The sequence below is a fragment of the Bosea vaviloviae genome, assembly GCF_001741865.1.
In the GTDB taxonomy this organism is placed as follows: Bacteria; Pseudomonadota; Alphaproteobacteria; order Rhizobiales; family Beijerinckiaceae; genus Allobosea; species Allobosea vaviloviae.
The window spans coordinates 5,590,470-5,612,355 of sequence record NZ_CP017147.1 but is presented as its reverse complement, the minus strand read 5'-3'; the positions used below and the strand labels follow the sequence as shown (position 1 = coordinate 5,612,355).

Here is a 21,886-nt window from a genome sequence, read left to right as displayed (position 1 = left end):
CTCAGCGCCAGATCCGTACCATCGCAATCAATTCAGAGGCGGAAGCGTCTTCTGAAATTGATCAGGCGCTGAGCCAGCTCTCCGGAGGGGCGCAGGGCGTGCCCCTTCTGCTCTGCCGCGATCCGGTGGGCGTTCGGGGTGTCGAATGCGAAGGCTTTATAGAATTCGGCATATCGCTCGAGAAAGATGCTTTGATCATCCGGACTCATTTCTGTGTATCTCAGCGCTTTGCCTTTGCTGAACTGACCGATGGTTGTCTTGCTTCTGAACTTATTTAAAACCTTATCGATATCGACTTCAGTGCCGATTTGGCTCACTATGCTCCTCACGACCGACGCGCTGTCGTGGCAGATATCGTTGTATTTGAAGATCCTGACGCCATCTATTTGCGCCCAGGCCTGGAAAAAACTGATCTGGATATCAAGAATGTCGAGCGTGTCGCTCACAGCGACGAACTCGGAAAAATCCGTGTTCTTCCATCGTCGAGAGCGCTCGCCGTGGTCGATCATCGACAATGCGATCTCCCGAGGGTCTCGAATCGATGAATTCGCCAGAATCCGCCCGGATGCGATGAGTTCAGCAACCTCCCTCAGCGGCGGGCCATGTGTTTTCAGGACGACATCCTGTCCCTTCACGTGTTCCTGGATTTCACTCAGCAGATTGAGATTGATGAAATCGAAATAATTTTCGACTGAGGTGCTCTCCTTGAGTGGCGGTCCAAGTCGTGTGATTCTACGACCAGCGGCGATAAAGGTTTCTTCCGTCAGTTGATAAAGGAACGTGCTCGCCGATTTCGTGATACCATAGCATATGTATATCATCCCGGCGTCCTTATACTATCTACCGCAGCACGAGACTTGCCGTAACCTGGCTCGAAGCGATTTATCTGGATGAGGCCCGCTGTGGCCCGAACCGTTTCAGCAGGCGTCGCTGCTGCCAGGCAAAGAGCCGCCCGTAAAGGCTATGACACCGCGCCAGGAATGCGACCGGTCCGGATGGGGCCAGGATGAACGCGCCCTTCTCCGCGCGGCTGATGATGCGTTCGGCCACTTGATCGGCCGTCATGGTCCCCCCTTGCTCCGCAATCAGGCGCGTCACCGGGGGGCGGCTTTGCCTCTCGCGCGCGAGCTGCGGCGTTTCGGTGTCGGGCGGGAAGGCGACGCTGATTGCAATGCCCTCGGGTTCGAGTTCCAGGCGCAGGATCTCCGCCAGTGCCCGAACCGCGAATTTGCTCGGCGCATAGGCGCTGTAACCGACAATGCCCAGGAAGGCTGCCCCGGATGACACCAGGGTGATCCTGCCGCCCATGGGGCGCATGACGGGGACCACGGCCTGGATCAGATGGAGCGTGCCGAAATAGTTGGTCTCCATCTGCGCCCGGTGGGTGGCGAGATCGAGATCGAGGAACATCCCCGGCTCGACAATCCCGGCTGAGGTGATGAGCCAGTCGATGTGCCCATAGCGATGCGTGACGGCCTCGATCGCAGCCTGACAGGAAGCCGGGTCGTCGACATCGGTCGGGATGAGTTCGACGGAGGCCGCGAAATCCGGTCCGAGCTCCGCCCGGGCGCTGTGGAGCTTGTCCATGACGCGGGCGAGCAGCACGACCTGGTAGCCCCGCGCCAGGAGACAGCGGGCGCAGGCCAGGCCTATTCCGCTTGACCCGCCGGAGATGACGGCGACCTTCACCGCTGGGGCCGCGGGCATCGGGCCTCCTCCGAGCGGGCGGGCAAGAGCCATCGGTAATACCACTGATCGAGATGCTTCAGGATGAGGGGCACGATCCCGTCATTGAGCAGCGCGACATCGGTGAGCGGGGCGCTGTCCGAGGTGAGCAGGAAGGGCATGCCGGCAGATCCCATCGTCACATGCGACGCTCGGTCGAGCGCTGCATCACGCGCGCCGGCAGTCCACCATTGGGGCGCAGCGTCAGCCTGCAGACCGGCTCGACCTTGTAGTCTTTACGTGGAATCACATCGAAGCGCTGCGCCAGTATCGCCAGGCAGAGCGTGGCTTCGTCCTGGCCGAAATTCATGCCCGGGCAGATCCGCGGGCCGACCGCGAAGGGGATGAAGGCGAAGGGGTTGATGCTGGCGCCATTGAGAAACCGCTCCGGCAGGAAATGGTTCGGCTTGTCCCAGAGATCGGCCGCACGGTGCAGCAGCCAGGGCGCGATCATGATCAGCGCCGATTTCTCGACGTTGATATGGCCTATCCTGTCGGCCTCGATCGCCTGCCTCGGCAGCAATGGCACAGGCGGATAGAGGCGTAAGGCCTCCTGTATGACCGCGCGGCACCAGCCTAGCTGCGGCAGGTCCGACAATGTCGGCGGGCGACTGCCGCAAACCGCCTCGATTTCCTCATGGAGCTTTTGCGCCACCCACGGTGCATTCGCCAGGAGATACCAGGCCCAGGTCAGCGTCGTCGCGGTCGTCTCATGCCCCGCCATGAAGATCGTCGCCGCCTCGTTGCGCAGGGCGGTGACGTCCAGCGGGGCGGCAGCGCTGCGCTGGTTGCGGCGGATCAGCAGATCGACCATCGAGCCTGCATCGCCCTCGCCGGCGAGATGGGCGTTGACGACGTTCTCGACCACGCCGTGCACCATCGCGATCGCCTGGCGTCGCTTCCTGCCGCCGAGGGCGGGCCAACCCTCATCCGCCCCGAGGAAATAGCCGAGATTGAACGAATCGGCGGCGCGTTGATAAGCGCTGAAGCCGTCGACGACCTGTTGCGCCGCCTCGCGGGCGATGCTCTTGCCGAAGACCGCGCGGGATATGATGGCGGCCGTGAGGCGCCCCATCTCTTCGGTCAGCTCGACTTCCGCCCCCTCCGGCAGGCGGGCCCATTCATCGGCGACGGAGAGGGCGGCCTCCTCCATCGTCTGGCCGAATTCCGGCAGGCGGCGCTTGTGGACGATGTCCGCGACGAGGGGGCGGCGCTTCTTCCAGACATCGCCGTCGCTGATGAAGAGGCCGTCCCCCAGCAAGGCTTCGAGCGCCCGCCGCATCTGCGGGCTCTTCCGCTCGAAATTGGCGTGCCGCGTGACGAGGACGTATTTGATGTATTCGGGCGAGTTGACGACGACGATCTGCCGGCGCGCGATGCGGAAGCTGTCGATTCCGGAGCGGTAATGCTCGGCCATCCACCCGCCGATCAGATTGTGGCGCGCGCCGAGCACGATCTGAACGAGATTGGGATCTTTCCGCAACGGCTCCGGATGGCAGGGAACGAATTCACCGGGGCCGCGCCGCTCGATGATCGGCGCCGGTCGATAGAGCCACGACGTCGCCTTGTTCCAGAGTGCGCCCGGCTTCGACAGGGAGCCCGCTGCGGCCAGGCCGCTGGGCGTTTCTGAGGCGGGGGGACGATCGTGCATGTAAGCCCGACAATTGCAGGGGCGATCCTTGAACGCCAAGGATTCCGCGTTAAGACACGATGCGCAGCCTGTCCACAAGCATGGCGGTAACGTCCTCCTTCAAGCGTTGCCGCCAGCCATCTATTCGGGCCGCGTCCGCGAACTATGCCTCCTCACCAGCGTCTTGGACCCTCCAGCTTGACGACCATGCCGAGAACCTCGCCGCCCCCATCGGCCCGCAGACCGGAGCGACCAGGCGCCCTCCCGAGCAGGGAGGCGATGACCCATCTCGACGCGCTGGAAGCCGAGTCGATTCACATCATGCGCGAGGTCGCAGCCGAGTTCCGCAAGCCGGTGATGCTCTATTCCATCGGCAAGGATTCCTCGGTCATGCTGCATCTCGCGGCAAAGGCCTTCCATCCCTCAAGACCGCCTTTTCCCCTCCTGCACGTCGATACCGGCTGGAAGTTCCGCGAGATGATCGCCTTCCGCGACGCCGCGGCGAAGCGGGCGGAGATGGAGCTCCTGGTCGCGCTCAACCGGGAAGGGCACGATGCCGGCGTGACGCCGTTCAGCCAGAGCTCCTCGGTCTACACCAACATCATGAAGACCGACGCCCTAAAGGAGGCGCTGACGCAGCACGGCTTCGACGCGGCGTTCGGCGGCGCCAGGCGCGACGAGGAAAAGAGCCGCGCGAAGGAAAGGATCTTCTCGTTCCGGACGCAACATCACGGCTGGGAGCCCAAGAACCAGCGGCCGGAACTCTGGAACCTCTACAATACGCGGATCGACAAGGGCGAATCGATCCGAGTCTTCCCGCTCTCGAACTGGACCGAGCTCGACATCTGGCAATACATCATGCGGGAGAGCATCCCGATCGTGCCGCTGTACTTCGCGGCCGAGCGGCCGGTCGTCGAGCGCGGCGGCCAGCTCATCATGGTCGATGACGAGCGCCTGCCGCTGCTGCCGGGCGAGCTGCCGCAGCTTCGCAGCATCCGCTTCCGGACGCTCGGCTGCTACCCGCTGACGGCGGCGATGCCCTCCTCGGCCTCGACGCTTCCCGAGATCGTGCAGGAAATGCTCGTCGCGCGCACCTCCGAGCGCTCGGGACGGCTGATCGACCACGACCAGGCCGGATCGATGGAGAAGAAGAAGCGCGAGGGCTATTTCTGATGTTCGCGGCCGACCTCCCAACCGCCACGGAGCCTCTGCCCGGCCTGAGCCAGCCCAAGGGCCTGCTGCGTTTCCTCACGTGCGGTTCGGTCGATGACGGCAAGTCGACGCTGATCGGGAGGCTGCTCTACGACACCAAGCTCCTCTTCGACGATCACTTGGCGACGCTCGAGCACGAGTCGAAGTCAAGCAGTGGCGCAGCTCAGGAGATCGATTTCTCCCTGCTCGTCGATGGGCTGGAGGCGGAGCGCGAGCAGGGCATCACGATCGACGTCGCCTACCGCTTCTTCGCGACGGCCAGGCGGAAATTCATCGTGGCGGACACGCCGGGCCATGAGCAATACACGCGCAACATGGCGACAGGCGCGTCCAATGCCGATCTTGCGATCATTCTCGTCGATGCTCGAAAGGGCGTGCTGACGCAGACGCGCCGGCATTCCTTCATCGCATCGCTGCTCGGGATACGGCACGTCGTCCTGGCGGTGAACAAGATCGATCTCGTCGGCTATTCCCAGTCGCGCTTCCAAGAGATCGTCGCGGATTACGAGGCTTTTGCCCGCGACCTCTCCTTCGAGACGATCAGGGCGATCCCGGTTTCGGCCAAGCTCGGCGACAATGTGACAAGCCGAGGCGCCAATCTCGATTGGCATGCCGGTCCGAGCCTGCTCGGATATCTCGAATCCGTCGACGTCGCGCGCGATGCGCGCAATCAGCCGTTCCGCTTGCCCGTTCAATGGATCAACCGGCCGAACATGGACTTCCGCGGCTATAGCGGCACGATCGCGAGCGGCAGCGTTGCGGTGGGCGATGAGGTCGTCGCCTCCCTGTCGGGACGCAAATCCACGATCCGCTCGATCTCGACCTATGACGGCGAGCTTCAAGACGCCCAGGCCGGCCAGGCCGTGACGATCACCTTCGACGACGAGATCGACGTGTCGCGCGGCGATGTGCTGAGCGACACGGATCAGAGGCCTGATGTCGCCGACCAGTTCGCGGCGCATGTCATCTGGATGCATGACGACCATCTCATCCCGGGTCGTCCCTATCTGCTGAAGATCGGCACCAAGACCGTCCTCTGCAGCGTCACCGAGATCAAATACAAGGTCGATGCCGACAATTTCCAGCACCTCGCCGCAAAAGACCTCGGCCTGAACGAGATCGGCGTCGTCAACATCTCGACTCGCGAGCCGGTCGCGTTCGATTCTTATGCCGCGAACCGGACGACCGGCGGCTTCATCCTGATCGACCGCGTCAGCAACCACTCGGTCGGCGCCGGCATGATCGACTTCGCGCTGCGGCGCGCGACGAATATCCACTGGCAGCCGGTCGACCTCGACAAGCAGCGGCGTGCGCAGGCCAAGAGCCAGCGGCCGGTGGTTTTGTGGTTCACCGGCTTGTCGGGTTCAGGCAAGTCGACGATCGCCAACCTGGTCGAGCAACGCCTTTTCGCGCTGGGTTGCCACACCTATCTGCTCGACGGAGACAATGTCCGCCACGGGCTCAATCGCGATCTCGGCTTCACGGAAGTCGATCGCGTCGAGAATATTCGCCGGGTGGCCGAGACGGCCAAACTCTTCGTCGATGCCGGGCTGATCGTGCTCGCCTCCTTCATCTCCCCCTTCCGCGCCGAACGCCGGATGGCGCGCGAGTGCCTGGAGCCCGGGGAATTCATCGAGATCTTCGTGGACGCGCCGCTCTCGGTGGCGGAGGGGCGCGATCCCAAGGGCCTCTACAAGCGGGCCCGCGCCGGGCAGATCAAGAACTTCACCGGGATCGACAGCCCCTATGAGCCGCCGGAGGTACCTGAAATCCACCTCGATACCGACAGGGTCGCAATCGAGCGATCGGCGGAGCTGATCATCGATTTCCTGAGAAAGGGGCGCTACCTCAAACCGGTCTGACGAGGTTGGACGCTGGCCGGCGCATGGCGTGTCGCCCGGGTCTCCGGAGTATGCTCGCCGCATTATTGGAACGATACGCTCTCAGGCTGGTTAGCCTTGACCAGGGTGAAGCTCTCCAGCCTTCCTGAAGATTCCCGCGATCGCTGGTCAGCATGCAGATGCTCTTGCTTCACGCCTAGTCAGACAGCCTGATTGAGGAGACACACATGCAGCTACCAAATGGTGCCGTTGTCGCGCTGGTCGATGGGAAGCATTTCGAGCTTCATCGCAACAGCGGCGATGAAGCGAGCCCGGTTCTCTCATCGATGGCATCGCCCGATCTCGACGAGACCAATAAGAGCGGGAGCTCGGGACGCGACTCCAGTTCTGCCAACCCGACAGGCCACCAGATCGATGAAGACGGCCACGCTGCCGCGGCAACCGAATGGCTCAATCAGCAGGTTCTCGGGCACAAGATTGAGAAGCTGGTCATTGTCGCCTCGCCCAGAACACTGGGGGAAATGCGGCGGCATTACCACAAACAGCTTCAAGTCGCTCTCGTGGCAGACCTATCGAAGGACCTCGTTGGAAAAAGCGGGCAGGAGCTGTTGGCCGCTCTTCAAGCCGCTTAAGCCAGCTAATGGCATCGGCGCGACTTTTCGGTCGCGTCGACGCTGCCCCGAACGCGTTTTGAAGACTCGGCTCTTACGGGGAGCGTTGCCGTTCAATGACACCTGGCGGAGGGAGCCGGTCCCTCAGAAGCTGGATTCGAGCGCCCAGCGCGCTGGAAATACATCACGAATGTCAGATAGTTCGGCGCCATGGGAACGCCGGAAAATCGATCTCGATCGGGGTTGGCACGACCACGCCACATTCGACGACAGGAGAGCTTGGCACCCGACAGCTAAGCTCACCTCATTCATCCCAGTCGCTGTTGACCTATCGATCACTCGCCCTGTTGGCGCGAGCATGCAGGGCGTGCAGAAGCACATTTGCCCCCGCTGCCACGTCGTCGCTCCGGCAATCCTCGAATTCGCTATGCGATATACCGTCCTTGCAGGGCACGAAGATCATCTGCGTGGGACAATAGGGAGCCATTCGGATGGCGTCATGTCCGGCGCGGGAGCGCAGGCGCATGGTGCTGAAGCCCTGCTGCGTCGCAATTTCCTCGACGAGCACGGCGAGAGCTGGATCGAAGTCGATCGCTTCGCGATCAGGCGACGCTTCAACATCGATGCGGATGCCGGTGCGACGCGCTATCGCGGCAGCAGCCTCGCCGATCTCGTGCCGCATCGAAGCCATGCCAGCGCGCTCAGGATGCGTGCCCGAGTAAGTGAACACCACGCGATGAGGAATGTTGATCCGGTTGTTGGGCCAAAGCCTCAACGACGCCACACCAGCCGACCCGACAGGAGCGTTGCGATGGCCAATCGCCTCGATCGCCGTAATCAATTCGGCGGCCGCGGCTAACGGGTTGCGTCGTTGGGCCATTGGGGTCGCCTGTGCGTGGCCGTTCTCGCCAATGCAGGTGATGTCGGCAAAGCAGTTGAATTCGCTGCCAATGACCACGCCGATCCTGTGCCCGGCCTGCTGCAGCCTGTCGCCCTGTTCGATGTGAAGCTCGAAATAGCTGTCGACCGGACGCTGCATGGGCGCATCGCCAAGATGGCGAATGCGCGTCAGCGCTTCGGCGACGGAGACGCCAGATGGATCCTTCGACGCATGGGCGGCAGCAAGATCGAGCTGTCCGGTGAAGACCGCAGATCCCATCAAGCCCGGAGCGAAGCGCGCGCCTTCCTCGTTGGTCCAGTTGACGACTTCGATTGGATAGCGGGTCTTTATGCCCGCCCGGTTGAGTGTGCGGATGCATTCGAGACCCGCCAAGACGCCCAGCACGCCGTCGAACTTACCACCTGGCGACTGGGTATCGATGTGACTGCCCACAAAGACCGGCGGCAGGCCAGGCTGAGTGCCCTCGCGCCGCCCGAAAACGTTCCCGATCGGGTCAACCGAAACGTTTAGCCCTGCCTGCTGGAACCAGTAGCGCAACAGGCTCCTGGCAGCCGCGTCTGCCTCGGTCAAGGCAAGGCGATCGCACCCTCCGTCGGGCAGAACACCGATCTGGGCCAGCGTCATGATGTCGGACCAGAGGCGTTCCTCGTCAACGGCAAGGTCGGGCAACGGCGTTCTCCAGATCAAGCGGCTCATGGGCTCGAGCGGCTCTGGGCAAGATCTACCTGACGCGCGACGCCGCCAGGGCTGATATGTTCGATTCCGTCGAGAGGTTCTACGACGCGATCCGCAGGCACTCGACCATCGGCCATCTCAGCCCGGTCGAGTTCGAAAAGAAGGTTGGATTAGCTTTAACCGGCCGTCCACAGAACCGGCAGCAGCCCAGATCGCTAATTCTTGGACGGGGTAGGATCGCCGGCCTCTTCGATAGCCTGCGCCTCTGCAGTCCTTTTTTGGGTCGCGCCCAGGAGTGCATCGACTGGATCGCCGCCGCGGAAGCCGGCTTGCGCCAGAATCTCGTCGATGATCGGCTTCTGTGCGCCGAAGCTGAGCAGCTGGCTGCTGAGGTCGGAGATCGGGCTCTGGCCGCTCTGCCCCGGCGAACCGCCGTTCATCGCGCCCAGCAGATTGCCGGCGCTGAAGATCCTGATGTCCGAGATCTTCTCGATTGGCTTCATCGCCTGTTCGAGCGCCTCGGGGATGATCGCGATGCGCTGCTTCGTGAGTTCGAAATCGACCATTTGCGGCGAGAGCGCATTGCGGGCTTCGTTGAGGACGCGTTCGCGCTTGGCCTCGGCATCGCCGAGCGCGATGATGCCGCTGGCCTTGATCTTGTTGGAGTCGGCGTCGGCCGTGGCTCTGGTGAGCATCGCCTGGGCAAGATTGTCGGCCGCCTCGCGCTCGGCCTGGGCGTTCACCGTGATGCGCGTGGCGTCGCGCTCGGCCTCGCGGCGGGCGTCGATGACCGCGATCTGCTTGGCGCGCTCGGCGATCTCGACGGCGCGCGCCGTCTCGACCTGTTCCTCGGCCGTCACCGCATCGGCCTTGGCGGATTCCGCCTTCGCCTTGGCCTGCGACTCCGCCTCGCTTTTCTCGGCGATGGCGATGGCAGCGTCGATCCGCGCCGTTTCCGTGGCCCGCTTCGCCAGCGCCTCGCTCTGGGCGATGCCTTTCTCGGCCTCGATCCGTGCCGTGGCCGTCGCCTGCTTGGCCTCGGCCTCGCTCTTGGCGATGCCGCGCTCGGCGTCGAGACGCGCGGTCTCTTCCGAGAGCCGGGCCGTCTGCTCGGCCCGCGCCTTCTCGGCGCGCGTCTCGGCGGTCTTGTTGGCGATGTCGCGTTCCTGGCTGAGCTCGGCGTCGCGCTGCTCGCGCTGAATCGTCAGACGCTGCAGGGCGGCCTCACGATCCTTGGCGGCGATCGTGACCTCGGTTTCGCGCAGGACGTCGTTGCGTTCGCGGCGCCTGGTCTCGGTGATCCGCGTCAGCGCCGTCAGGCCCTCGGCGTCGAAGGTGTTGTGTTCGTTGAAATGCTTGATGTCGGTCTGGTCGAGGCGCGTCAGCGAAACCGTCTCGAGTTCGAGGCCGTTGGACTGCAGATCGGCGGCAACCGCCTCCTGGACCGATTTGACGAACTCGGCCCGCTTCTCCTGCAGATCTTTCAGCGTCATCGTGGCAGCGACCGAGCGCAGCGCGTCGACGAACTTGGCCTCGACCAGCTTGCGCAGCAGGTCGGCGTCGTTGGTGCGGTCGCCCAGCGTCTGGGCGGCGAGGGCGATGTTCTCCTCGTCGGGCTTCACCCGGACATAGAACTCGGCGGTGATGTCGGCGCGCATGCGGTCGGCCGTGATCAGCGATTCCGCTTCGCTGCGCTGGACTTCGAGCCGCAGCGTGCTGAGCTGCACCCAGGCATAGGAGTGGAAGATCGGCAGGATCAGCGAACCGCCGTCGAGGACGACGCGTTTCCCGCCGAGGCCGGTGCGGACATAGGCCTTGTCGCGCGTCGAGCGGGTATACAGCGCAGCCATGACTACGCCGATGCCGACGATCAGCGCGACCGCGATACCCGCGATCGTGAGGATGGAGACGTAGTTCATGACTGTGTCGCCCCTGGTTTCAATGAATGGTCCGCGCCGAGCTCCGCCGGCGCGGGAATAGCTTCGAAGAGACCGCCCGTTCCATCGACGATGAGCACGGCTGCACCCTGGGCGATGATATGCGTGCCGGCAGCCTTCGTTCGCAGGACATGGACATTGCCATGGGCGTCCCTGACGCGAACCCGGCCGGGCATGCCCTGATCGAGCGGGCCGAGCACGACGGTTCCGGTCAGCCCGATGAACTCGGCCTGGCTGACGACGGAGGTTTCCTCACGGGGAATGATGCGAGCCGTCCAGCGCGACAATGTCCGCGTCGCGGGCGCGGCCAGCACCAGCGCGCCGAGGCTCGCAACGAGCGTCGGCAGCGTCGCAAAGACAGCCTGCGCAATGCCCTGGATGGCGAAGCCGGCGATGGCGAAGCAGGCCAGCCATATCATGATCAGAACCAGCAGCGGGACGCCGCCGGCATTGAGCCACGACATCCACGCCCCCAGCGGGCCATGCTCGGCATGACCCTCGATCGTGTGTCCGGGCAAGCCGTGATCGACGAAGGCGGAAACCGACATTCCGACGAGCATGGCGACGAGCTCGACGGCGACGAGGCCGACGAGAATCAGCGCCGCGATCGCGAAGGGATAAGTGCCGGCTCCCGCGAGCGCGTCCATCAGCCTCGGCTTCCCCTGTAGCTGTCGAGGCGGTCCTGTATCGCCTTCTCGCGCTGCAGGCGAGCCAGTTCCTCGACCTCGGAGGCTCCGGTCGCCGGGCGGCCGGGGACGCCGGTGACGCGCTCGATCGCGCCAAGCGAGCGGGCCAGACGGTTCTCGTTGCGCACGGAGGCGCTCTCGCTTTCGGCTGCGCCCGGTGCGCCCCTGCTCTTCTTGAGCGCGCTCAGGCGGGCGACGGCGTCCTGCCGCGCCGAGGCGACGGCCTGGAGCGCCTTGCCGGCCTCCTCGATCCGGTCGGAGACCTCGGCCAGCGCGGTTTCCAGGGCGGAACGCTGCGCCTCCAGATCGATCTGCAGGCCGACGACCGGCTTGACCAGATCCTCGCGGCCGCTGGCGAGCCCGGTTTCGATCTTGCCGGCAAGGTCGTCGATCTCGTCGTTGATCTCGGCGATCTTGGCCTTGATGCGATGCTCTTCGGCGCGCGCCTTGCCGGCGCTCGCCCGCGCTTCGTCGGCGACGGAGTCGATCTCGCGGATCGACTGTTCGACGGTGGCGGTGGCGTTTGCGCCTTCGAGCGTGTCGGCCGCGCCATGGGCGAGGCCTGCGATGACGCGTCCGATGCGCGACAGGATTCCTTCGGTGGCCATGCTGGTCTCCTTGGGTTTGGTGGCGGTGGCGATGCCGACGAGGATCAGCGTCTTGCCATCCTTGAGGACGAGGCGGGCTTCGGCGTGGTCGAACCAGCCCGGTTCGTAACCGGCTACGGCATAGGGGATCAGCCTGCGCCCCTCGACGGTGGAAAGGCTGAGATGCGTCGGGCTCTTGATTGCGTAGAGACGTCCGTCCAGCGGCAGGTCGTCGATTGCGGCGCCCGATCCCTGGCGGTTGGCATGGTCGCGCAGGCCCAGTGTGACGAGCCGCGCCGGCAGGCGGGTCTTCTCCCGGATCGGCGCATAGGCCTGTTCGTGCAATGCGACGAGATTGGAGCTTACGCCGCGTTCGCGCCCGAGCTCGTCGAGCACGCCCATCATCACACCATAGTCGTCGAGCGTGGCGCGGATGGCACGATCGTCCTCGGGCGAGGGCGTCAGCGTGTAGCTCATGGTCGATTGGAAGCGTCCGCTCATCCCAAAGACATAAAGCACGTCATTTGTGCTTTCAAGGGTTGGCGCCAAAATAACTGCCGCTAGGTTAGCTCGCGCGGGCTCACGCAGTGAGAGGGGTCGAACTGGCTATTTCGCCAGACCCTGCAATCTGGCACGAAGGGCGACGTAGTCGACCTTCGACCTGTGACGTTTGTCGAGGGGGATCTCGTCCATCCCGACCACGCGGACATCCCCGATCAGGGCAGCGGCCCGTGTCCAGACCGGCATCTTGTCCTGATCGCCCTCGACCGCGAGCTGCGACTTTCCGCCGATCTCCACCAGTGCGCTGCGGCGCACGCCCGGCCAGAATCGGGACGCCGCCTCGATGCCGAAGGGAAGAAGCTGCCCGGCCCGGCCGTCGAGCCGGCCACCGAGCCAAAGGCGGCCCTCTGCGTCGAGATGGCCGGCATCGCCGGTGCGATGCCAGATCTGGCCGGCGCGCTTCAGCTTGGTCGAGGCATCGTCGGCAGGGTCGAGATAGCCCTTGTTGACGTGGTCGCCGGTGACGACGATCTCATCGTCCAGGATCGCGAGCTGGACGGTGTCGACCGGGCGCCCCGCGAGCAGGCCTGCGCCTGATTTCATCGCGCTCCAATCGTTGGGACCGATATCGCGGTGGTGCAGATGGGCGATCGGTTCGGCCTCGGTCGAGCCGTAGACCGCCACGATCCCGGCTTCGGGAATTTTTGCCGAGAGGCGCTCCATGAGGTCTGGAAACACCGGTCCGCCCCCAGTGAAGACCGCGTCCAGCCGCAGCGGCGCATCACTGCGCGCCAGCGTTTCGCAGACCGACGGCGGCAGCAGGGCGCGCGTCACCTCCTGGAGTGAGATCTGCTCGGCGATGAGGCCGGCCTCGGCGCGGTCCTGGCGGCGCAGGTTCCAGCTCGGCAGCACCGAGGTCACGCCGAGGCCGAGATTGGCGACGACGAAGACGGGAAAGGCGACGAGGTCGGTCTCGTCCTCACGCCTGGGCGCCAGCAGATCGGCCAGCACGGCGCTCTGCGCCGCCAGGAAGCCATGGCTGCGCTGGATCGCCTTGGGGCGCCCGGTCGAGCCGCTGGTGAACGAGATCAGGGCCGGATGTTCGGGCGTCAGCGCCTCGAGCGGTTCGCCCGAAACTCTTGCATCGTCGGGCGTCAGCATGAGCCTGATCGGCCAGAGCTCCGGCACGAGATAGCGCAGCGCGCGAAACCAGCCGGCGCTCAGATAGGCTTTTGGGGCGGTCGCGCGCGCGGCGTGACGCAGGCCCGCGAGGCCAAGCGCCGGTTCCGGCAGCACCGCGACCGCGCCGATCCGCCAGAGCGCGGCCAGGCCTGCATAGAGCGAAGGCCCCAGCGGCATGGCGATCAGGACACGGTCACCCCTACCGATGCCGGCGCGGCGCCAGGCCGAAGCCAATGTCGAGGATGCCGTGATGAGGTCGGCGAAGCTGGTCCGGTCGCCGTTTCCTGCCACGATCGCGGTGCGGTCGCCGTGCTGCTCTGCACTTCGCAGGAAAGGGTCGAGCAGGTTCATGCGCTCAGGCGTCCAACCGGCGGCCGAGCAGGGCGTAGCGGCGGAAGACCGTTCCTGAATGCCGCGCGCTGCGTTCCAGCGAGATATTATCGACATGCATCAGCGCATGGATGGCGTGCGTGAATCCAGCCGCGCGCGCAGAGCGGTGGAAATGGTCGGCCAGGAGATGGCCGACACCGCGCTGGGCGCTGGCATAGGTCTTCAGGATGACGGTCCGAGGCGTTGCGCCTTCGAGCCGGTCGGGCATGCCGAACAGGAAGCCGACCAGCGCATCGGCCTCGTTGCGAGCGAACAGCACGAAGCGCGGATCGACCAGCGGCATGACGGGCTCGTAGAGCTTGAGGAAACCCTGCTCGTCGAGCGGCTTGAAGAACGCGTTGTTGCGGAAGGCCGCGGCCGACATGGCGTAAAGCTGGCGGACGAGCCCGGCGGCGTCGCTGCCGTCCCAAGCCTTCACCGAAACGCCTCCCTTCACCGAAACGCCCGCGATCGAAACCGCCTCGGGCGCGATCGCCGCGTCCAGCGTCGTCCGCGTCGAGACATAGCTCGACAATGGCGTGAAGCCGGCGGCCGTGAAGGCCTCGGTGTCGAAGGCGCCGCTCACCGGCTCCATCAGGAAGGGCGGCGAGCCGTCGCTCTCCGTCACCAGCCGGTAGCTGTGCCAGGTGTCGCCATCCATGGGGCCGATCAGCGCCTCGTAGCTCTCGGCAGCCAGATCAGCCGCGGCACGGGCGAGCAGATCGCGGCCCGCCGTGGCGCTATCACAGCGGAAACGCCCGACGCTGGCGGTGCGGCGCCCCTCCCAGGCGGGCGCGTCCCTGAAGATCAGGCAGGAGGCACCCTCGATCGCGCATTCCACGGGGATTTCCGTCATATCGTCGGCGTCCTCGTCGCAAGCTTGGCCAGGAACAGGGTCAGCGGGACGGCGAGCGAGAGCGCCATCACGCGTGCGGCGCGGTAGCGGTCGAACCGGGCCGGCATGGTCGCGATTGTGATGAAGCACAGCGCCATCGACCCCAGTGCCCAGGGCCAGAGCGGGCCGTGCCATTGGCTGTGGGCCGGATTGGCCGAGGCGACGAGGAACAGGATCGCGCCGATCGCGATGACGCCGAGCGCGGTCAGCAGCATCAGCCGGCGTGGCAGCAGCGCCAAAAACCCGATCGCGGCGCCGGCGAAGCCGAGATTATAGGCGTTGAGCGCGTTCTGGCCAGTATAATCGCCCAGGAACAGCCAGAACAGCGCCGCGCCGCTGACGGCGGCGATCAGGTCGAGATCCGGATAGGGTGATCGGCTCGGCCGTGCGTTGCGGGCGAGGAGATGGGTGAACACCGCCGCGACGGGTAGAACAGCGTTGTGCGGAGCGGTCACGCAGCAGATCAGGAAGACCAGCACGACATAGGCGCGTGCGGCATGGTTCGTGAGACCAAGCAGGGGCGCGAAGGCGATCACGAAGGCGAGCGTTGCAAGAAACGCCGCCACCATGAGCCCAAGTTGCAGCGGCTCGGTGCCGAGATTGTTGGCGAGCAGGAGATGGATGCCGATCGGCACGAAGAGATTATCGAACCCGCGCCAGGAATCGGCCTCCACCAGCGCCCCAAAAGCCGCGATCATGACCGAGAACAGCACGACCTTGGATCTGTCCATCTCCGTCATCAGCAGGAGCAGGATCAGCGCCAGGATCCAGGTGACCAGGAAGAACATGGTGACGCCCTCCCAGGTCTTGGTGCCGGCCTCGACCTGGAAATGCTTGCGGCCGTAGCGTGTGCCGGTGAGCGCGGCGGCCGCATCCGAAAGCGTCAGCACGAGGATCGGCAACGCGTAGAGCACCGGCTGTCCCTGCGAGGCGAAGAACAGGAAGCCGACGCTGAGCGCCAGGAACAGCTCGCCATAGGATTTCCGGGCGACGCCATGGACGGCCGAGCTGATGCCGTCGCCGGCGAAGCGGCGCAGGCGCAAGCCGAGCAGGACGACGAGCGAGAGGCTGATCAGCAGGACGGCCGGCCAGCGTTGCGAGAAGGTGAGCGGCAGGGTCAGCGCATAGAGCCCGGTGCCGATATGCACGCATTTGCGCTGCAGCTCGACCGACAGGCCATGGCGGCGGCCGAGCCATTTCGTCCCCGCCAGGAGGCCGAGCATGGCGGAGATCGAGCCTGCGACCAGCAGCAGGTTCACCGCCACGCTCACGCCCGCACCTCCTCGACGACGAAGTCGGAATAGAAGAACGCCTTGTCGGCCGCCTTGCCTGGCGCCTCGAGATCCGGCCGAGGCAGCATGCGGCCGGCATGGGCCGGCGGCAGGCGGCGCGGCGCCATCATGTTCCAGTAGACCAGCCTCGCGCCCGGATGGGCAGCAGTGACGACGCTGCCATAGACGGCCTCAAAAACCTGCGGGTTCATGTATTCGAAAATATCCGAGAGGTTGAAGCCGTCGGCCTTTTCGCCTGTCGAGACGAAGGCTTCGAGCGAGCCCTGGCGGATGTCGAGCCGGTCGAGCCGGCCGCGGATCGTCTCGTAATGCTCCGCGCGCCAGGCCATCGGCAGCGCCGCGCCATGGCTCCCGGTCAGGATCCAGCGCAGATAGGGGTTCAGGGCCGGGTCGAGATCGACAGCGGCGTGGCGGATGCGGCGGGCGACATGGGCGGCGACGCTGCCCTCGACATGGTCGAAGAAGGCGGGGTCGCGGCCGAGCCGTCCCATGGTGAAGCGCGAGAAGAAGCCGCGCAGTAGCAGGTTCCAGCGCCAGCTGTTCCAGCGCGTATCGAGGAAGTGCTCGCGCTCCCGCCGGCTCTTGCCCGGCTGGAAGATCGCCGCGATGGTCTCGCGGGAATGGACGAGCGGCAGCAGGTAACGCTGCATCACCCGGAAATAGCGCTCGAATTTGCCGATGCCGCCGAGCCCGTGGGCGATGATGTCCTCCCGCCTTGCCGCCCAGAAGGCGCGCTCGGCCTCCGGCAGACCTTGTATGAAGCGGTCCAGCAGGCCGCCGCGCCGCTCGCTCGGGCGGGAGCCCATCAGCTCCAGAAACGCGGCATGATCCAGTCCGCGATAGGCCGCGATGCGGATGCGCAGGCAGGCGATCTGCGCCGGCGACAGGTCGACGACCACGACGCGCGCGGGGTCGAGCGTCAGCATGGCGAGCGCGTTGTCGCCGGCCGAGCAGATCGAGACCAGCGTGGCGCCGGGCGGTGTGCCGAGCGCGGCGGTCAGCACATCGGCATCCTCCCAGAGCTGGGCATAGCGGATCGCCTCGAAGGAGGCTTTGCCGGCGATTTCGCTCTCAGCCATCGGCCTTCCTCACCTCGCCCGAAGCGCCATCGACGCTGATCATCTCGCCATCGACGATCCAGTCGAGTGCGCCCTTGAGCCCGACCACGCAGGGAATGCCCATCTCGCGCGCCACGATCGCCGAATGCGACAGCAGGCTGCCGCGCTCGACGACGATGGCCGAGGCGTTGCTGAACACCGCGATCCAGCCGGGATCGGTATGCCTCGCCACCAGAATCTCGCCCTGGACCAGCGCTTCCCGGCGCGGGTCGCGGATCAATCGTGCCCTGGCGCGCACCGTGCCGGCCGAACAGCCCGTGCCCTTGCGAACGGTCTCCGACGCATCGGTGAGTGTTGGCTCCAAAACGGTCACGCCTTCCGATCCGAGGCCGGCGGCGCCCGTCACGGTGACGCGCTCCGGCGGATCCGGTCGCTCAGTCGCCCGCGCCATTTCGGCCTTGCGGATCGTGACGAGACCCTTGAGATCGGCCGTCGTACCGAAGCCTTCGATCGCGCCGAGCAGTTCGGGGACGGTCAACAGAAAGACGTCGCGCGGAGCATCGATCGCATCCAGCGCGGCGAGCTGGCGCCCCATGGCAACCAGCACGCGCCTGGCGTGGCCGAAGATACGGGTGCGCTCGAAGCGCAGATTTTCGCGATCGCGGACCCGGTCGCGGGCCCAGCCCAGCATCAGGCGCGCGATCCTGCGCCGGATCGGACGATCCCCGAGGATGCGGTCCAGCGCCGCCGTCCCATCCGCGCTCCGGCCATGGGCTGCGCGCGGCGTCAGGGCGGCAGCGGCGATCGCTGCGAGCAGCGGCGCGGGGTCCTGGTCGAGCGTGATGCTCTCCAGCTTCAGCTCTTCCGTGCAACGGTCGGAGAATTTGGCGAGATAGGCGTCGATCTCGCGCCCGAGAGCAGCATCGGCCTTGCCTGCCGTCAGATCGCCACGCTGCAAGGCCTCGATCAGCTGCGGCTTGCCCGCAGCCAGCGCGCCCATCGTCGCGATGCGCCGGGCCGGTTCAGCCGAGACGATGTCGCCCTGTCCGATCATGACCGCGTTGTGGATCTCGACGCCATCGGGCCCGCACCAGCGCTCCAGCAGTTTTCGTGAAGCCCCGAAGGCGATCATGCAGAGGAAGTCGTTGACCAGGGGCGCGTCCCAGCGGTCAAGCAGGCCGGCCTCGATCGTTCGATACTCTGTCGCCAGCGCCGAGAGCGGCATGGCGGCGATGGCGTCGGGCTTGACCCGCAACGCGCCGTTGAGCCTGATATAGAAGCCCCGGATCGTCCGTGTCAGCCGCAGCGCCTCGAAGACGAGGCCCAAGCCCGCGCGGCCCATCCGGGCGTATTCGACAGCCCTGGCGAAGCCGCGCACCGGCCCCGGTCCGATGCTGGCGCTGATCGCGGCCGGCAACGGCTCGCTGACGCCCATCATCGTCTCCATATGGGCGCGGTTGAGGCTGAAGCCCGGTAGCAATGCCAGCGCGCGATACCAGTTGACGAGGTTGTAATAGACCCGCCCGTCGACGCGTCCGAGCATGTTGTCGAAGATCGGCGCGCTTTCGGCTATGCGGACAGGCGCGACGCCGAGCAGCGCGACGAAGCGGCGGTAGACGCGGGCATAGGCGTATTGCGCGAAGCTGTAGGTCAAAGGCGAGACGAGGCCGGGGTAGCTCTCGACGATGTTCGAGTTGTCGAAAATCGTCACAGTTGGGTCCGGCCAGGCCGGGTCCCGCAGCTGGGTCGTGATCGGGCGCGCCTGCAGCAGGAAGAGCCGATCGCCCTCGAACGACCATTCGATGTCCTGGGCCGAGCCTCTCGCGGCGGCGACCCGTGCGATCAGCCCGGTGAGCGCGGCGATGTCCGTGGTGCCGAGCACGCCGTCCCGGGGCCCCTCCAGCATGGTGCCCGTCGCGGCATCGATCACATAATCGTCGCCATCCGCCTCGCCGCCGACGAGCTTGTCGCCGAGGCCGGCGATGGCGGAAATGACGAAGCGATTGCGCCGACCGCCGACCGGATCGGCCGAGAAGGCGACGCCGGCCGCGCGCGCCTTGACCAGGCGTTGCACGATGATGGCGGGCGCCCCGCTGGCCGGATCGAGGCCGCGCGAGGCGCGATAGGCTTTCAGGCTGTCGGTGCTGCCCGAGCGCCAGACCTTCAGCGCGGCGGCAGCCAGTTCGGGCTCGGCCACGTCGAGCAGGGAGAGGAACTGCCCGGCATGAGAATGGCTCGCGCCATCCTCCTCGCGCCCGGAGGAGCGAACGGCGAACGGGCCAGGCCCAATGCCGGGCAATGCGGCCTGGAGACCCTTGCGTGTCTCCGCCTTGAGGCCGCGCGCGGACACGCCCTCGGGAAGGATGACCAGGAAGGGGGGAACGTCGAAACCCGCTTGTATCAGCGCCGAAAGCGCTGCGGCCTTGCCGCCGGCGGCAGCCGGGTCGCCTGCCTCATGCGCTTGAAGGATGAAACCGCTCACATCGTGCCTCCGGCCAGCAACGGCGCGAAGCCCGCCGCGCCATAGCAGACCAGCACCCAAAGGCCGGCCATCGCATCCACCGTCTTCTGTGTGCCGCCAACGGGGTTGCGGGCATAGCGAGCGGCGCAGGCCAATGTCGCCGCCAGCGCGACCGTCCCGATGATGGCGACCGGCAAAAAGGCCGAGACCGCATTGCCGACGCCGAGCAGGAGCCCATAGGCCAGGGCGGTGCAGGCGCTCCAGGCCAGAGCGGCGTGTTTGGGGCCCAGCAGAGCCGAATAGGTCTCGACGCCCGGTCGCTCATTCTCGCGACCATAGAGCTTGCGGCCGATCTCCAAGACGCAGCCATTGACGAAGCTGAGCGCCAGGAAGAGCCAGAGCCCCGGCGGCGGCGCACCGGCACGTGGCAGCCATTCGCAGGCGGTCACGAACAGGTCGATCAGCGGCATGATCGCCATATGCGAGACGAGATAGAGGAAGGGCCGTGCCTTCAGCCAGGCTGGCGCGAAGAACTCGAAACTCATCATCGCAAGCCAGGCCCAGACCAGAGCCAGCGGCCAGATCAGCGCAGGCGCAAACAGCACCGTCACTAATGCCGCGACGGGGACACCGGCGATGCCGAGATTGACGATCAGGCGCAAGCTCAGGAGGCCGCGTGGCACCGGGCGTTCCGGCCTGAAGCGGCGATCATCCTCGGCATCCTTGACCTCGTCGCAGGCGCGGAGCTGGAAGAAAACGATCCACGTCACCAGAAAGGCTGTCGCGAAGGCCGACCAGGCCGGCAGCGTGCGACCGCCGAGATGGGCCGAGACACTGATGCTCGCGGCGGTGAAGACCACGAGCAGGATCGACGTCTTCGCCAGCGGAAAGCGTTCGGCCTGGTAGATCCAGAGCCGGCGCAGCAAGGGCAGCGCCCGCTCGTTCGATAGGTCGGCCGTCACCTGCGCCTCGCAAGCTTGTCATGGGCGGACGCGAAATGCCCGGCAGCGATGGCGCCCATGATGGAGATCTCCCCGCATAGGCACAAAGCCGCTGCGACCTCCGCCAGCGCGGCGCCATGGCCGGTGCCCTTCAGCCCCAATAGCGAGAGCGCCGCCGACTGGCTTGGCAAGCCGGTGCCGCCGCCAACCGAACCGACCAGGATGTTGGGCAGCGTGACGGAGATGAAGAGATCTGCGCCGCGCCGCTCCATTCGGGTGAAGCCGACCGCCGATTCGGAGACGCATGCGGCGTCTTGCCCCGTCGCGATGTAGAAGGCTGCCAGCCCGTTGGCATAGTGCCCCTGCGCGCCGAGTTGCCCGCTGAGCAGGGCGCCGAGATTGGCCATCTCGCCATAGGCCATCATCCGGTCGACGCTGACATGCAGGTGCTTCTCGACGAGCGGGCCTGGAATGATGACGCTGGCGCTGACCTTCCGGCCGCGGCCGGTGAGCAGGCCGAGATAGGAGGCCTTCTTGTCACCGGAGAAATTGGCCTCGATGAACCAGTGAAGCGGCTTGATCGGGCAGGTTTCTTCGATCCGGCGGCAGAGCGCGTCAGTGGCGATCGTCACCATGTTCTGGCCGGCGGCATCGCCGGTCGTGTAACGGCAGAGCAGGAAGACGATGTCGTTGTCGATCATCGGTTCGAGTGAGATCAGCTTGCCGTGACGCGTGGTCGCCTCCGCCGCCGCCTGGAGATCGTCGACATTGCGCGTAACCCATTCCACGAAGAGGCCGGCATCGATGAGACCGGCGAACTTGAAGCCGGGGCTGCGCAGGACGCCCTCGTTCAACAGGGCCGTCGTCACGCCGCCTGACTTTGTCGCGACCGCCGCGCCGCGCGCATAGGATGCAACCAGCGCCGCTTCCGTGGTGGCCAGCGGCAGGTAGTAGGCGCCGTTGGCGTTGAGGCCATTGATCACGAGCGGACCGATGACACCCAGCGGCAGCTTCAGCGTCCCGATCATCGCCTCGATATTCGCGCAGTAAGCCGCGGCGTCGGTGAGCGTCTGCGTGTCTGCCAGAACCGGTTCGGCGGCTTCGGTCGCGACACCGGCCGCGTGCAGCTGCCGCCAGAGCGAGGCGATGCTGGCAGCATCCGTCACGCGTGATGAGCGCAGCGCACGCTGGGGCACCAGCTCGGCCCTATGGCTCATCCGGCTGCGCGCTTGCTCGACCGTATAGGACGCGCGCAAGCGGTCGAGCAGGCGCAGAACCGAAGATGGGATGATCGACATGCCTGGAAGCGCCTGGCTGGAGATGGAGTCTTGTCGGCCATAGCGCGCAGCTTGTAAATTTCTGGCATGTCGCTGCGGCAGGAT

The 21,886-nt window shown here is 65.6% G+C and carries 18 protein-coding genes; 3 read left to right on the top strand and 15 right to left on the bottom strand.

Going from position 1 to position 21,886, the window contains the following annotated elements:
- Nucleotides 1-32 precede the first annotated feature (32 nt).
- The 4 genes from BHK69_RS25875 to BHK69_RS25865 form a co-directional block, all read right to left on the bottom strand.
- On the bottom strand, nucleotides 33-821 hold the full coding sequence (locus BHK69_RS25875; protein WP_069692613.1) for a hypothetical protein: 789 nt from the start codon (nucleotides 819-821) through the stop codon (nucleotides 33-35).
- Nucleotides 822-882: 61 nt separating this feature from the next.
- Nucleotides 883-1,707, bottom strand: a complete 825-nt coding sequence (locus BHK69_RS25870; RefSeq protein ID WP_069692612.1) for an SDR family oxidoreductase — start codon at nucleotides 1,705-1,707, stop codon at nucleotides 883-885.
- Complete coding sequence (locus BHK69_RS32755) at nucleotides 1,686-1,847, bottom strand: hypothetical protein (RefSeq protein ID WP_158516277.1); 162 nt, start codon at nucleotides 1,845-1,847, stop codon at nucleotides 1,686-1,688. The genes BHK69_RS25870 and BHK69_RS32755 overlap by 22 nt, the downstream gene beginning before the upstream one ends.
- A gap of 17 nt (nucleotides 1,848-1,864) precedes the next feature.
- Nucleotides 1,865-3,376, bottom strand: a complete 1,512-nt coding sequence (locus tag BHK69_RS25865) for a cytochrome P450 (RefSeq protein WP_244548326.1) — start codon at nucleotides 3,374-3,376, stop codon at nucleotides 1,865-1,867.
- Between the two features lie 258 nt (nucleotides 3,377-3,634).
- Between BHK69_RS25865 and cysD the strand changes: the two genes are divergently transcribed.
- The 3 genes from cysD to BHK69_RS25850 all read left to right on the top strand — a co-directional run bounded on the left by cysD (nucleotide 3,635) and on the right by BHK69_RS25850 (nucleotide 7,040).
- The gene (gene cysD, locus BHK69_RS25860) at nucleotides 3,635-4,528 is read left to right on the top strand and encodes a sulfate adenylyltransferase subunit CysD (RefSeq protein WP_069692611.1); all 894 of its coding nucleotides are present in this window, start codon (nucleotides 3,635-3,637) and stop codon (nucleotides 4,526-4,528) included.
- Entirely contained in the window at nucleotides 4,528-6,429 is a 1,902-nt protein-coding gene (gene cysN, locus BHK69_RS25855) for a sulfate adenylyltransferase subunit CysN (RefSeq protein ID WP_069692610.1), read from the top strand. Before cysD ends, cysN begins: the two co-directional genes overlap by 1 nt.
- A 206-nt stretch (nucleotides 6,430-6,635) precedes the next feature.
- Nucleotides 6,636-7,040: a baeRF12 domain-containing protein gene (locus BHK69_RS25850; protein WP_069692609.1), complete on the top strand. Its 405-nt coding sequence runs from the start codon at nucleotides 6,636-6,638 to the stop codon at nucleotides 7,038-7,040.
- Nucleotides 7,041-7,347: 307 nt separating this feature from the next.
- On the opposite strand, the gene BHK69_RS25845 is transcribed toward BHK69_RS25850, so the two are convergent.
- The 11 genes from BHK69_RS25845 to BHK69_RS25795 form a co-directional block, all read right to left on the bottom strand.
- Nucleotides 7,348-8,589 carry an allantoate amidohydrolase gene (locus BHK69_RS25845; RefSeq protein ID WP_158516276.1) on the bottom strand — a complete coding sequence of 414 codons (1,242 nt, stop codon included), beginning with the start codon at nucleotides 8,587-8,589 and terminating at the stop codon, nucleotides 7,348-7,350.
- A gap of 221 nt (nucleotides 8,590-8,810) precedes the next feature.
- A complete protein-coding gene (locus BHK69_RS25840; RefSeq protein WP_069692607.1) occupies nucleotides 8,811-10,514 on the bottom strand; it encodes a flotillin family protein in 1,704 nt (567 codons plus the stop codon).
- Nucleotides 10,511-11,179, bottom strand: coding sequence for an OB-fold-containig protein (locus tag BHK69_RS25835; protein ID WP_069692606.1), 669 nt, complete (start codon nucleotides 11,177-11,179; stop codon nucleotides 10,511-10,513). The genes BHK69_RS25840 and BHK69_RS25835 overlap by 4 nt, the downstream gene beginning before the upstream one ends.
- Nucleotides 11,179-12,306, bottom strand: coding sequence for a PspA/IM30 family protein (locus tag BHK69_RS25830; RefSeq protein ID WP_069692605.1), 1,128 nt, complete (start codon nucleotides 12,304-12,306; stop codon nucleotides 11,179-11,181). Before BHK69_RS25830 ends, BHK69_RS25835 begins: the two co-directional genes overlap by 1 nt.
- 105 nt (nucleotides 12,307-12,411) lie before the next feature.
- A complete protein-coding gene (locus tag BHK69_RS25825) occupies nucleotides 12,412-13,839 on the bottom strand; it encodes an AMP-binding protein (RefSeq protein ID WP_069692604.1) in 1,428 nt (475 codons plus the stop codon).
- Nucleotides 13,840-13,843: 4 nt separating this feature from the next.
- A complete protein-coding gene (locus BHK69_RS32375; RefSeq protein WP_148663591.1) occupies nucleotides 13,844-14,713 on the bottom strand; it encodes a hypothetical protein in 870 nt (289 codons plus the stop codon).
- Nucleotides 14,710-16,023, bottom strand: coding sequence for a diacylglycerol/polyprenol kinase family protein (locus BHK69_RS25815; protein WP_069692602.1), 1,314 nt, complete (start codon nucleotides 16,021-16,023; stop codon nucleotides 14,710-14,712). The genes BHK69_RS32375 and BHK69_RS25815 overlap by 4 nt, the downstream gene beginning before the upstream one ends.
- Complete coding sequence (locus BHK69_RS25810; protein WP_069692601.1) at nucleotides 16,020-17,123, bottom strand: BtaA family protein; 1,104 nt, start codon at nucleotides 17,121-17,123, stop codon at nucleotides 16,020-16,022. Before BHK69_RS25810 ends, BHK69_RS25815 begins: the two co-directional genes overlap by 4 nt.
- Nucleotides 17,116-19,584 carry a PEP/pyruvate-binding domain-containing protein gene (locus tag BHK69_RS25805; RefSeq protein ID WP_069692600.1) on the bottom strand — a complete coding sequence of 823 codons (2,469 nt, stop codon included), beginning with the start codon at nucleotides 19,582-19,584 and terminating at the stop codon, nucleotides 17,116-17,118. Before BHK69_RS25805 ends, BHK69_RS25810 begins: the two co-directional genes overlap by 8 nt.
- Nucleotides 19,581-20,525, bottom strand: a complete 945-nt coding sequence (locus tag BHK69_RS25800) for a UbiA family prenyltransferase (RefSeq protein WP_199578984.1) — start codon at nucleotides 20,523-20,525, stop codon at nucleotides 19,581-19,583. The genes BHK69_RS25805 and BHK69_RS25800 overlap by 4 nt, the downstream gene beginning before the upstream one ends.
- Nucleotides 20,522-21,802, bottom strand: a complete 1,281-nt coding sequence (locus BHK69_RS25795) for a hydroxymethylglutaryl-CoA reductase (RefSeq protein ID WP_069692599.1) — start codon at nucleotides 21,800-21,802, stop codon at nucleotides 20,522-20,524. Before BHK69_RS25795 ends, BHK69_RS25800 begins: the two co-directional genes overlap by 4 nt.
- Between the last annotated feature and the right edge of the window lie 84 nt (nucleotides 21,803-21,886).